The 12600-nt window shown below is 56.6% G+C and carries 13 protein-coding genes; 8 read left to right on the top strand and 5 right to left on the bottom strand.

The annotated features are described in order from the left end of the window. Nucleotides 1-335 precede the first annotated feature (335 nt). From DSM3645_RS11655 to hisN (DSM3645_RS11640), 4 genes are all read right to left on the bottom strand, one after another. Entirely contained in the window at nucleotides 336-752 is a 417-nt protein-coding gene (locus tag DSM3645_RS11655) for a hypothetical protein (protein ID WP_131282469.1), read from the bottom strand. A gap of 63 nt (nucleotides 753-815) precedes the next feature. Continuing rightward, entirely contained in the window at nucleotides 816-1733 is a 918-nt protein-coding gene (locus tag DSM3645_RS11650; RefSeq protein WP_002652370.1) for a DUF1559 domain-containing protein, read from the bottom strand. A 545-nt stretch (nucleotides 1734-2278) separates the two neighbouring features. Then, entirely contained in the window at nucleotides 2279-3088 is an 810-nt protein-coding gene (gene hisN, locus DSM3645_RS11645) for a histidinol-phosphatase (RefSeq protein WP_002652369.1), read from the bottom strand. 114 nt (nucleotides 3089-3202) lie between these two features. Continuing rightward, complete coding sequence (gene hisN / locus DSM3645_RS11640; RefSeq protein ID WP_002652368.1) at nucleotides 3203-4012, bottom strand: histidinol-phosphatase; 810 nt, start codon at nucleotides 4010-4012, stop codon at nucleotides 3203-3205. A gap of 215 nt (nucleotides 4013-4227) precedes the next feature. On the opposite strand from hisN (DSM3645_RS11640), the gene DSM3645_RS11635 reads away from it, so the two are divergent. Both DSM3645_RS11635 and DSM3645_RS11630 read left to right on the top strand, forming a co-directional pair. Continuing rightward, nucleotides 4228-4536: a ribosome-binding factor A gene (locus DSM3645_RS11635; RefSeq protein WP_002652367.1), complete on the top strand. Its 309-nt coding sequence runs from the start codon at nucleotides 4228-4230 to the stop codon at nucleotides 4534-4536. A gap of 202 nt (nucleotides 4537-4738) precedes the next feature. Continuing rightward, on the top strand, nucleotides 4739-6229 hold the full coding sequence (locus tag DSM3645_RS11630; protein ID WP_002652366.1) for a porin: 1491 nt from the start codon (nucleotides 4739-4741) through the stop codon (nucleotides 6227-6229). Between the two features lie 106 nt (nucleotides 6230-6335). On the opposite strand, the gene DSM3645_RS11625 is transcribed toward DSM3645_RS11630, so the two are convergent. Next, complete coding sequence (locus DSM3645_RS11625) at nucleotides 6336-7538, bottom strand: baeRF7 domain-containing protein (RefSeq protein ID WP_131282466.1); 1203 nt, start codon at nucleotides 7536-7538, stop codon at nucleotides 6336-6338. Nucleotides 7539-7848: 310 nt separating this feature from the next. Between DSM3645_RS11625 and dps the strand changes: the two genes are divergently transcribed. The 6 genes from dps to DSM3645_RS11600 all read left to right on the top strand — a co-directional run bounded on the left by dps (nucleotide 7849) and on the right by DSM3645_RS11600 (nucleotide 12592). Beyond that, a complete protein-coding gene (gene dps, locus DSM3645_RS11620) occupies nucleotides 7849-8340 on the top strand; it encodes a DNA starvation/stationary phase protection protein Dps (protein WP_002652363.1) in 492 nt (163 codons plus the stop codon). Between the two features lie 48 nt (nucleotides 8341-8388). Then, on the top strand, nucleotides 8389-8532 hold the full coding sequence (locus DSM3645_RS30440) for a hypothetical protein (RefSeq protein ID WP_002652362.1): 144 nt from the start codon (nucleotides 8389-8391) through the stop codon (nucleotides 8530-8532). Nucleotides 8533-8652: 120 nt separating this feature from the next. Next, nucleotides 8653-9822: a tetratricopeptide repeat protein gene (locus DSM3645_RS30005; protein ID WP_131282463.1), complete on the top strand. Its 1170-nt coding sequence runs from the start codon at nucleotides 8653-8655 to the stop codon at nucleotides 9820-9822. Nucleotides 9823-9940: 118 nt separating this feature from the next. Beyond that, nucleotides 9941-10486 carry a hypothetical protein gene (locus DSM3645_RS28140; protein ID WP_002652360.1) on the top strand — a complete coding sequence of 182 codons (546 nt, stop codon included), beginning with the start codon at nucleotides 9941-9943 and terminating at the stop codon, nucleotides 10484-10486. A 78-nt stretch (nucleotides 10487-10564) separates the two neighbouring features. Beyond that, a complete protein-coding gene (locus tag DSM3645_RS11605) occupies nucleotides 10565-10900 on the top strand; it encodes a hypothetical protein (protein WP_002652359.1) in 336 nt (111 codons plus the stop codon). 147 nt (nucleotides 10901-11047) lie between these two features. Continuing rightward, nucleotides 11048-12592: a glycosyltransferase family 39 protein gene (locus tag DSM3645_RS11600; protein ID WP_002652358.1), complete on the top strand. Its 1545-nt coding sequence runs from the start codon at nucleotides 11048-11050 to the stop codon at nucleotides 12590-12592. Nucleotides 12593-12600: the final 8 nt, after the last annotated feature.

The raw sequence follows: 12600 nt of genomic DNA, 5'->3' as shown, positions 1-12600 counted from the left end.
CTGATGCATTCGCAAGTAACCGAGCGGATCATTTGCTGGTTCTCAGCAAATTTCGGTCTTCCGTTGGGCGCTCGTGCGATGGCGCAGGCCAACGTGCTGTGCAGATGAATCGCTTTCAGGATTGGATAAAATGGACGCGGAAGAACTTCGAAAAATGCGGCTTGATTGCTAAAATCGAACCTGGATGCAAGTCGCCATGAGCGCCTCGTCGGCCGCCGACGACATGTGCCGAATTTTGCTGGAAGTCAAATCGAACCCCGCCGCGAGTACATCGAGAAACACGACCTCAGCGTACGAAATTTGGACGAGCGGCGCAATCGTCGCGTTCGAATAGTCTACTTCGACGTGGTGACCAAATCGAAGTCGAACTGATTATTTCCCCCTTTTTCTACGTTGATTTCCAGCGTTGAATTGAGGTTATATTTCGGGGGAATGATGGAGATCAAGTTTTCTTCGGTGGTGCCCATGGCTTCGTCGCGTATGATCCTGCCGCTCTCCTTCCAGGCATTGATATCGATGCGGTATTTGCCTGGGCTGGGGCCGACGTTTCGGGAGAGTTCGTAGCGACCTTCTTGAATCTTACCCCCGGCCGATGGACCTTCTCCCAAGGGTTGAAGCTGAATCGTACCTTCAGGCAATGGTTGTCCATCGAGCGTGACATGGCCTGAAACCGCTTCGCGCGGGACGCCTGTTTCGCTACAGCCAAGCAGAGGAATCAGTAACGAGATGCTGAAAAAGAACAGAGCTTTCACGATAAAATCCAGCAATGTGTTGGGGGGAATAAAAAAGAAGGATGGAGAAGCGCAAATCTCCCTTTAGTCGCCACTGCTTAGACTGGCCGTTTCCCCGTTGCTGAGCGTGCTTACCGCCTGCCAAACTGACAAGTTGATCGTTTCTGGCACAAATTGCACCGAGGCGTCGCAGATCAGGACTTGGACTCCGCCAGGGTGTCGGCTCCGGGAAGCGATATGGGACAGATTTTTAGAAGCGGTGATGCAAGGAAGATTCAATTCTGGCTGATCGGTGCAGTATTGCGAAACGTCTGGGGCCTTTGTGTTCGGCGTCAAGATTGTATTGACCATGCTTGAGATGGCGTCATCGTTCCAAATCACTCCGCGGTTATCCTGTCCTCCGGGCGGGGTTGGCGCTTGGAGGATTTCCATCATGCACAGGGTATTGGATAAACCATCCGTAATGTCGGCGAAGCGAGCCCCATAGTTGAGATAGAAAGTCCCCATTGGGGTAGAAGAGGAGGCGGCCACAAAGGTTCTCGGGCCCCAGTTCACGTAGTAATTGCCTTTGTACATCGACCAAGTATCCAACGTGCGAACTTCATCGCTGGGACACTGCCATACTTGGATCGGTCCCATGATCGTCGCTAGATCGTTCGCGTCTTGTTGATGCCAACTCACGTTGTCGTTGTATAAATCGCTTCGGTTGCCGTCTTCAATAAAATCGAGCAGGAAGCGAACAAAGGGAGTTCGTTTGGGCCCCCAAGCTGTGCCTTTCCAGCCAATCGATCCGGGAGGCATCGTCTTGTGCACATCGTGATAGTTGTGGATCGCGAGACCAAGCTGTTTCAGATTGTTCTGACAAGACATTCGCCGAGCGGCTTCTCGGGCCATTTGAACGGCCGGAAGAAGCAAAGCGACTAAGACACCAATAATGGCGATCACGACCAGTAATTCAACAAGTGTAAAACCATGTCGTTTCAAGCCAGATGGTTGGTTCATCGTAGATCTTTCATCTGCACGAAAAATAATCAAAATGTAAACCCAAATTGTGCTGGTTTTAGTTGAGAAAGCAAGAGAAAAGATTGCTATCCAAAGCTTCGCGTGGCAGCGCCGAAAAAGGTTATTTCCAGAGCTGCGTCGCTTCGCGACTCCATGCCGGGCGACCTTAACACGATCCGTTGGATCTGGAGCTGCGCAAAGATTTGTCGGTTGACATTGCGTACGGAGTTGGGGTCGATTGATGGTGGAGGATGAACCGTCGAATCAGGTTTGTGCCGCCGGTCGAAGAGGTTGGCGAGAGGGTGCTGTATGCGCCTGGCGTGCTCTGGATTTTGAAGCCCGACTTTCCAACTTTGGCGCCAGAATCGCGTACGCGGAGATCCGCGGGACTGCCTTAGAAAAAAATGCGGTCCGGTCCGGTCCAGTCCCATCCACCGAGCGAAAAAAAACAATGCGGTCCGGTCCGATGGTCCACCCAACAATTAGCCCCTGGAAGAGGGCAGGGAACTGCCAATCCGTCCCGAATTAGAGACGAGCCCCCCCAGTTAGGCAGTTCGCGGAAACTGCCGCAAGATCTCCAGCACTTCCTCGTGGACGCGCTGGCTACAACCGACCCCCTCGTGATGGCGGGCCGTGGGATCGCCGTTCCAGTCGGTGAAGATGCCGCCAGCTTCTTCGAGGATCGGCTGAGCGGCCGACGCATCCCAAACGCTCATGATCGGGTCAACCATGACGACGGCGCGTCCTGTGGCCACCAAGACGTATCCGTAGGCGTCTGCCCAGGTCCGTGTGAGCCAAGCGGTCGATTCCAGGCGGTCATACGCCTCTTTCGCGCCCCGAGCGGCGAACTTGCTGGCTTGGGAGGTGACAAACAGGCCCTCCTCCAAGGGGGCTCCGTTATTCACTTTGGCCGGTTTTGGCGCCGCGCCTTGGCGGACGTGCCAAGCTCCGTGGCCGGTTGCGGCATAGACCAGCTCGTCGAGTCCGGGGATGTAGATCGCGCCGATCGCCGCCTTGCCTTCGTATTCGACGCCGATCATCGTGCCGTAAAGCGGGACGCCGGAGACGAACGCCTTGGTGCCGTCGACGGGGTCGACGATCCAGCGAAAGGGGCTGCTGCCGTTGGTTTCGCCGTACTCTTCGCCGAGGACGCTGTCATCGGGGAAGCGTTCGAGGACGCGAGCGCGGATCAGTTCTTCCGCTTCGCGATCTGCAACCGTTACCGGTGAGTCGTCTGATTTGCGGTCGACAATCAGGTCGTCGGTTTGAAAATGGGCAAGCGTGCCTTTGCCGGCTTCGACGGCCAGAGTGCGAGCAAGTTCGAGACGATCGGCAAACAGTTGGGGCGTATTCATACGGGAGAGAATAAAGGAGGGAAATAAAACCTGACAACAGGGAGTTGCCGTTCTATCGCCAAACGGAGCGAAGTTTTTGGCAACTTCACAAGAAAACGTCGCAGGCGCTGCGTCTTATTTCAGCCGAGGATATTCTCGACAGATCGCGAGAACTTCTTCCAGCACGTGCGGATTCGCGCCGATTCCTTCGCCGCTATGAACGGTCGGCTCGCCGCGCCAATCGACAAACGCGCCGCCAGCTTCTTCCAAAATTGGTTGAATCGCGGCGGCGTCCCACACGCTAAGCATTGGGTCCACCATCGCGACGGCTCGACCGGTGACGACCAGCAAATAACCGTAACAGTCGCCCCAAGTGCGGGTAATGAACGCCGCGTCTTCGAGTCGCTCGAACGCTTCCATCGCGTCACGACGAGCGAAAGTGTTGACCTGAGACGTGACGAAAACGCCGTCCTGCAGCGATTTCGCGGCGTTTACTTTGGTCAATCGCGGCTGTTCGTCCCCTTGGCGATACCAGGCGCCGCACCCTTTGGCGGCGTAGACCATTTCGTCGAGACCCGGGATATAGATCACTCCGGCGACGTTTTGGCCGGCATGCTCGATGCCGATCAACGTTCCATAGAGCGGGACGCCGGCGACAAAGCTCTTCGTGCCGTCGATCGGGTCGATAATCCAACGGAAGTCGCCGGAGCCGGTGGTTTCGCCAAATTCTTCGCCGATGACGCCGTCCGCCGGAAATTGGGCGGCCAAACGATCGCGAATCAGCGTCTCGGCTTCGCGATCGGCGACAGTGACCGGCGAATCGTCCGCTTTGCGGTCGACGACCAGGCCCGACTTTTGAAAATGTTTGAGGGTGCCGCGTCCCGCTTCGACGGCGAGCTGCTGGGCGAGCTGAAGACGATCGGCAATTTCCGGCGAAGTGTTCATAATGGGGAAAGATACGGCGCCTGGATGTATTCCGACAACCGGGGAACGGCAAATTCAAAGTGAACCTAGCCGCCCAGCTCGCATCTTTCTACACTTCCCTACGAGGTTTTTTTGAATCGCAAATGCTTTCTCATTGACAAAAGGACTGGGCCATAGCTAAATCACGCAAACCAAGCCGTTCTTCCTCGTTCGACCCGCGTAACGATCGCAAAACCTTGCAACTGTGCCGCCAGGTGCTGGAGACGCTCGAGATGGTTCTCTCGGGCGAGATCGACGATGATCGACTACCGATCTTGCATGTGGTCGAAGTCGTACCGGCGCCTGACAGCTCGCGGATGCTGGTGACGTTGTCGGCCGACATCGCCGCGACCGACGATGATCCGGACGAAATCCTGAATACGCTCAGTGAATACGCCGACCTGTTGCGAATGGAAGTCGCGGCGGCGATTCATCGCAAGAAGGCGCCGCAGCTGTTGTTTCATCTCGCGCCTTCCCCCTTGTCGCCGCTCGACTCTGACGATTGATCCGAAGATCCAATTCCCGGCTGGCCGCTGTCAATTGGGTCCGTCTCGGTTCAGCTTCCCCAGCCTGAATAAGCGATTCCAATCCTACTGCGGACCTCCGCCGTACGACAAAAGCCATTGTCGAACCCATCACGGTTAGTCGATCTTCCCCAAACATCAAGACGCTGTTTTTTATTTTCGATACGCTGGGGAGCGACATCAAATGACTTGGCTGTCACGGACGACGGCGCTGGCGCTGCTATGGAGCGCTGCGCTCGCGACGACATCGGCATTTGCTCAAAGTCCTGCAAATGAAGAACTGGCCGAAATTCGGGCACGGATGGAAGCGCAAGAGGCGGAACTGCAAGCGCTGCGACAGCGATTGGATACGCAGCCAGCTTATGGCTTTCATCATATCGAAGAGGACTGTTGCGGTGGGGGCGCCGAAATCTATCGGCTACCGATCGTCTACGACTATTCCTATGCGCCTGATTGCTGCGACGACGGGGGACCGCCCAAGCAGCACGTCATGAAGTACTACACGACGTATGACAAGGGCTTTGTCATCCGGCCGTTCAATCCCGAGGAAAACCCGTTCGAGATCAAATTCGGCGGCTGGGTGCAGTTCCGCTACAACGGATTTTCGCGCAACGCGGATAGCTGGACGGACAGCGCCGGGACGACGCGTCCGATCCGCAATCGCAATGAGTTTGAGCTGGAAAGAGCCCGCCTGCAAATTAGCGGTTATGCGATCGATCCGCGGCTGAGCTACTTTATCCAAATGGACGGCGATACCGACGGCTCCGACAGCGTCGACTTTTTCGATTATTGGTGGGCGTGGGAGTTCAACGAAGACCAACAAGTTTACTTTGGCAAACGGAAGGTTCCCGGCAGCCGTCAATGGTTGTTGAGCGCCAAGCATACTCGTTTGGCGGATCGTCCGCTGGCGGCTGACTTCTTTCGGCCTGGTCGTACCGTCGGCGTGTTTGGCGCGACCAAGGTTGGCGAAAACGGCTACTTTGAAGCGATGCTTGGCGACGGCTATCGCACCGAGAATACGCCGCTGTCCGAGATCGATGACAAACTTGCCTTTGCAGCGACCAACTATTGGGATCCGTACGGAGATTTTGGCGGCAAGCTAACTGACTACGACTATAGCTGCGATCAGCGGATGCGATTGGGGCATTCGTTCGTCTACGCTCCCAACGCGAGCATCGCGCCAGGTCAGCCGATCGACGAGTCGGACTTCATTCGCTTGTCGAACGGCACCAAGCTGACGGCCTTGGGAGCGTTGGCTCCCGGCGTTCGTCTGTCGGAATTCGACGTCTACTTGTACACGCTGGACTTCGCCTATCGCTGGCGCGGCTGGAGCTTCGACGCCGAGTACTACATGCGTTGGATCCAAAACTTGCGAGCCAGCGGCGCGTTGCCGGTCGAAAACCTGTATCAGCATGGCTACTTCGCCGAAGGTGGATATTTCATTATCCCCGAGAAGCTCGACTTTAACCTTCGCTACTCATACGTCAGCGGCTACTACGGCAATGTCGACGAGTATGCGGCCGGCTTTAACATTTACCCGTGCGACACGCGCAACTTGAAGCTGACGTTTGACGTAACCAAGGTCAACGGCAGCCCGTTGAATAACACGTCGAGCGGGATTCTGGTTGGTGATGACGGCGTGCTGTTCCGCGGCCAATTTCAAGCCGAGTTCTAAACTGATATCCCGCTTCGACAACTCCCGTCGATTTCTTGGAAGGGGCGTCAGCAATGACGCCCCTTTTGTGATCTCGAGGTCGCGGAAGCCGAGCGGGCCAGACGGCTTAGCGGGTCGACTCGATGAATACATCCGCGTCGTAAATTGCTTCCGGTATCGGGAAGCGGAACATCGCCGCGACGTTGGCGCCATTGGGCATGTCGTCCGCTTCGAGCGTATAGACCGAACCGCCGGTGGCGAGCGTCCGCACCGCCGCGTAGTTCAGCAGATCCTCATCGTCGGAAGAGTGCGTCAAGATAATCCGTTCATTCTCTTCGTCGACAGCGCCCAACGCTTTGGCGCCGCGCGTGAGAAACAGGACTTCGATACTATCCATCATGCCGGCGATCAAGATCTCTTTCGGATCGATCGACGCTCGCGATACGCCGCGCAGTTCGTTCATTTGCTCCAGAGCCGTACGCCGGACGCTGCTTGCTCTATCGGTCAACAGCGGCTTGACTTGCTGATGCAACTGCTGCGGCGTCACGCGATCAAAATTTCCTGACAAGTGTTCTTCCCACAGCGCATCGCCATGAAACGCGTCGCGAAAGAGGGGATAGAGATAGTCGACGCCGGCGAAGACCAACGGTTTGTCGCTGTCGGCCAAATGTCCTTCTAGGGGCCGCGCAACGCGTTGGAAAAACTTCGTCAGCTCCGACTTGACGTCGGCCGAGCTGCCGCCGCCTTGCCCGTGAAACATCGTTTCGCCTGGTCGCGAACCATGCCCATGAAATTGCAGCGTTTCGGTCCACTCGTCCACTTGCAACGCGCTGCGCAAGTCGCTGGGCAGATCGGCCAGATCGACGTGGCGCATTTCGTACTGATCGCCTTCAAACAAGCGAACCTCGTTCTGGCTGACGACCAGTAAGGCGAAGTCGAGCGGCTGACTCATCCAGCAGGTCAACGGACGAACGTGAAAATGATTCGCCAGATGGACCGTCGGCTCGACAGGAAAGGGGAGTCGGATCGAGCGGCTAAACGTTGGGCTCGCAAAATAGGCGAACCCTTCATCCATGTGGCGCCAGACGGCGGCGTCATGACTGCGGGTAATGCCCCACGCAGGCTCTAACAACTTTTGAATAATGTCCGACGAATGGCCGGCCGACTTCAACTTGGCGCAGGCGTTCTTCAGCAACGTCGCCAGTTGAATCGGATCTTGTCTTGTTTCTTTCCCGGCTACGTGCGATGGCATAAAGAGGGATACGCAAGGTTGCGAGTCGTTGTCGACCAATAGTCGTACGTCTTCTGCACTGAAAGAATACATCATCATTTCTCCATATTCCCTGGGGAGTGTTTGCCCATCACCTCGTACTATGCAATCTCTATGCCATGCGGCGCAAGTACTGCAAGCACCGCAACTTCATGCTCAGCGATGACTGCACTGCGGCCTTCATGGTCGATCTGCAACCAACGATTTTCGGTCTCCCATCAGTCGTGATGCATTGCTATTTCCCTGACTGACACCGATTTTTCCGGCTACAGCAGGCGTCAGCGTTCAATTTTTTTCTGTTCGGCACGCGTGCTGCGTTACCCAACTTTCATCCCCTCCACCAATCATTGACCGAACCAAGGAGCAAGATATGGCTTCGATCGCCGAACAACGCGAAATACTGCCGACCAACACGCGCAATGAAGTCGCCCAGCAATTGCAGAGCTCGCTGGTTGATCAGATCGATCTGGCCCTCCAAGCAAAGCAGGCTCACTGGAATGTGCGTGGACTTGGCTTTCGCGCCGTTCATCTGCATCTAGACGAGATTATCGAATCAACTCGCGAAGCAAGCGACGAAATTGCAGAGCGAATTGCGGCTATCGGAGTCGCCGCGGATGGTCGCGCTGCGACAGTCGCCCAATCGTCCGAACTCGAACCGTTTCCCGCTGGCATCATCAGTGTCCAGGAAGCGATTCGACGAATCTCGGACCAAATGGCGACCTGCTCCACTTCGCTTCGCCTGCGGATCAAAACGATCGGCGACGACGATCTAATCAGTCAAGACTTGTTGATCGGCATCTGTCGCACGTTGGAAAAACAACTTTGGATGCTCGAATCACAAGCGGCCGACGCTGCTCCGTAACCGCATCCCTGACTCTCACTAACCCAGTTTTTTGAAGGAACCCTGACGATGACTACCATTGATTTATCGGAATTGGCTGCTGAAATTGCGGACGAATACGAGATGACCGAGCTCGAAGCTTGGGGACTCGTTTATGAATACGGACTAGAATACGAAGAAGGCGAAGCCGGCGCCGAAGCGTCGATGCAATAGCCTGACCGGTTATTCGACGCCGACCCAAGTTGCATTTTTGCTTGTCGAAATCTTCCGTTGTTAAGATAATGCAGGAAGCGGATTCTCCGCTTCCTGGTTCCCACGGCGGAAGGTGAAGAAATGTGCAATAACATAGCCCCCTGGTTGATGATGGCCCTGATCGCCGTCGTCAGCATGCCCAGCGATGCTGCTGCGCAAGATCTTCGCGGCACGCCCAACGGCAAATACAACAATCACCCGGCGTCCAACTATCCGAGCAGCGGTTACGTCGACTCGTATTTGGGGGGCAATAGCGGTTCGCGCAACCACTACCGCTCGCACGGCCACCGCGGTTATTCGTCGTCGAATTACGGCAGCCGTGCGAACTTCGGCTATTACGGTCCCGGTTACAGCTTCTCCAGCTATTCCGGATATTATCCCGGCTACGGATACGGCGGGCTGCCGCCGTATGGCGGCTTGGGATATGGCGGACTCAGCGGCTGGTCGCCGAACTACTATCAGTCGACGGTCACCGCTAATTTCATCTCGCCCTACGGCGTCTACTATCGACCAAGCGACAATTACAGCGAGTACTATCTCCCGCCGTTCGAACCGGCCGAGCTTCGCTGGGGCGCCGGGGCGATCAAACAGTTTTCTGGCGTCGACCGCAATTTTGCGATGGGGCCGCTTCTCTCCGAGAACTTGACCGACCTGCCGAACCCGACTTATCCGACCCTTTCGCCGGCGCTGGTCCGAATGGCGCTGGGTGAGCGGCAAGAACTCGGCCTGCCTGAAGCCTCGCTGCCGATCGCTCGCGAAAGAGCCGCACGCTATGTCGGCTTTGGCGATCGCTTGTTCAAAGAGCAAAGAATTCATGAAGCGATGGCGAAGTATCGTGACGCCGTCGCCGCCGCGCCCGATCTGGCGGCGCCCCAATTTCGGCTGGGACTCGGATATTTGGCGACCGGTCGCATGGAAGAAGCGGCCGAGGCGTTCAAGCGGGGGATGGAGTTGGAGCCGGCCTATATCTTTTCGACCAATTTTACGCTGGATGAGTTGTACGCCGGCTTTCCCCTGGCGAAAAACTCGTTGCTCGAAGGAATCGCGCGGCGGACGCTCAATGATCCCAACAACGCCGACTATCTGTTTGATGTAGGAGTCGTTTTGTATTTAGACGGGCAAATCGAGACGGCCCGCAAGTATTTCGCGACCTCACGGATGCGTCTCTCTGGCGCCGACGATTCGCATTTGCGGCCGTTTCTGGTGGAAGCCGGCCCGGTCGCGACGCCGCTTGGCGGTCTCGATTTATAATCGCACATCGGCAAGTCTCGTCTTTATTACGGCGGCGAATTCGCTATCCTAGATGACATTGAATTGCACTTAGCGTTTTCCACGCGCTGACTTAACTTGCTTCAAGGAAACTCCTCTCATGCGTATCTCTCTGACCGGGCTGTTGTTGCTGGCGGCAATTTGCGGCTTTAGTGCGACCATGTCGATCGGCTGCAACACGTCGAATCCCCCCGCCGCCGATGATCATGACGACCACGAACATGGCGACCATGATCACGATGACCACGACCATGCCGGACACGATCACGGCGAGATCGGCCCCAACGGCGGGCACATCGTCGAACTAGAAGGGGGCCCCTATCACCTGGAATGGGTTCACGACGAAAAGAAGCCGGCCGCAGACGCCGACAAGGTCATCACGTTCTATGTCTTGGACGCCGACGGCAAAAAAGAAGCGCCCATCGCCGCCGAAGCGATCAGCGTCAAGCTAACGACCGGGGGAGAAACCAAGGAAGTCGCCGCTCAAGCGGAGCGTGCCGAAGGCGCCGAGACGACGGCCAAGTTCGTCCTGACCGACCCGTTGGCCGCGACCATTCTGACTTCGGAAGAAGTCGATGCGATCGTCACCTTTGACGTCGACGGCAAAGAACTGAAAGGCAAGATTGAAGATCACCACCACCACTAAGACAGCGTGATCCGCAGCAAAAACAAAAACGGCCCCCTCGCGGGCCGTTTTCTTTTTGCCGTCGCTTGGCCAGCATGCATGAGTCGCAATTCACCCGACAATTCGACCGAAAACCCGTTTCAATCGCCGGCCGCTGCGCCCGCCGATTATGCGGTTCGCGGCCCCGGCGTCTGTCCGTACTGCGGAGCAGCCGATTTTGTTCGCCCTTACTTCACGCACTGGGGCGGCTACATCGGTCCCTGGCTGTTAACGCATGCGGTCTGTCGGCGTTGTGATCGCGGCTTCAACGTCCGCCGCGGAACGAGCAATCTGATCAATATCATTCTCTACCAAATCGCCAGCATCCTGCTGGTCGGCTTAGCGACGGCCGCGGCGGCCTGGTACTTTCTCCCAGGCTGGAGAAACTGGCTATAGCCCCCAATCTCGGTCGCTAGCAAACCCTTCCCCTGCTAGCATGCAGTCAAACTGATCTAGCGTTTTCTGCGCTTTCGTTCTACAAGTTAGCGCTACAAAACATCGCTCCCTTTTGGGGGCTGTAGCTACTTTGATCTTTGGTTTGATGTGACAAACGCTCCCGAAACGCCGAATCAATCGGATCCAACCACGCGCTGGTTTTGGATCTTCGCCGTGGGGCACTTGCTCCTCTGGACCGCCGTTCCCTTTTTCACGCAGGCGAACGGCCCGCTCGACAATGTCGAAATGCTCAATTGGGGACATGAGTGGCAGTGGGGTTATCCCAAGCATCCTCCGTTGCCGGCTTGGGCGGCCGAAGCGGCGACGTACCTTCCCGGCGGGCCGGTCTGGTCGACTTATTTGCTGAGCCAAGTCTGCATTGTCGGCTGCTTCTGGGCGGCGTGGAGATTGGGACGCGAGACCCTTTCGCCGAGCTTGGCGATCGCGGCGGTCGTCGTTCTGGAAGGAAGCGTCTACTACAACTGCACGACGCCGGAGTTTAACAACAACATCATGGCCAAGGTTTGCTGGGCCATGTTTATCCTCTTTGCGTACTATGGAATCGCCCGAAATCGCATCGTCGATTGGGGCGCCGCCGGCGTTTTTCTCGCGGCGGCGATTCTATCCAAGTATGACGCAGCGCTCCTGTTAGCGGCGATGCTGCTGTTTTCGTTCCTGCATCCGCGAGCCCGCGCTTGCTGGCGAACTCCTGGGCCCTATGTTCTGACCGGCGTATCGCTGCTCCTCGCGGCGCCGCATCTGTGGTGGTTGGTGACCAACGATTTCACGACGCTGCGCTACATCACTTCGCGATCCTCGAAGTCTCCTACTTGGCTATCGCATTTGGAGCATCCATTCGAATTTCTGGGAGCCCAACTTGGCGCTATCGCCGTTACCTTGATTCTGGCGACGATTTTGCTTGGTTGGCGATGGCGAATTAAATCCGTCGATTCGGCGACGCAATTTACGCGCACGTATCTCGCTTGCATGGTGCTTGGCCCGCTCGGACTGGCGCTCGCTTACTCGTTGATTACCGGAGCGCACCTGCGCAGCATGTGGGGCGCGTCGATGTTCACGTTTCTCGGCGTGCTGTTATTCGCTTGGCTCGAGGTTCGCTCTGATCCTGCTTTGATTCGCCGGACGATTTACGCATCGGCGATCGCCGGATTCATCTTCGCCGCTGGCTTAGGCATGCGAAACCTAGTCGGCGACGGCTTGGTCACCGCCCCTTTGCGCGTCGACTATCCCGGTGAGCAGCTCGCGTCCCAGGTCGAAGAAATTTGGAATGATCGCAGTGAGCAGCCGCTCGAAAACCTGGGAGGCGATTGGTGGCTCGCCGCGAATATCAACGTCTATCATCCTGCTCGTCCCTCGATTTCGGCCGAACAAGATCACGATCTGCCGGCCTGGACCGAACAAGACGCTTGGCGAACCGAAGGGGGGATCATCGTCTGGGAAACCGCGACCGCCGATGAAGACTACGAGACGCAAATCAAAGCAATTTATCCCCATGCCGAGATCTTGCAGCCGCTGGAATTCGCTTGGACCAAGAATCAACAGCGACCGCCGCTGCGAGTCGGTATGGCCGTCGTTCAACCGCTAACGCCGATTCGCACCGCCGAATTGCCGACGCCTGCTCAACACGAACACTAGACCTCCCT

The organism is Blastopirellula marina DSM 3645 (assembly GCF_000153105.1).
In the GTDB taxonomy this organism is placed as follows: domain Bacteria; phylum Planctomycetota; class Planctomycetia; order Pirellulales; family Pirellulaceae; genus Blastopirellula; species Blastopirellula marina.
Note: the sequence above shows the minus strand (reverse complement) of the source record. Positions and strands in the feature narration are given on the sequence as shown.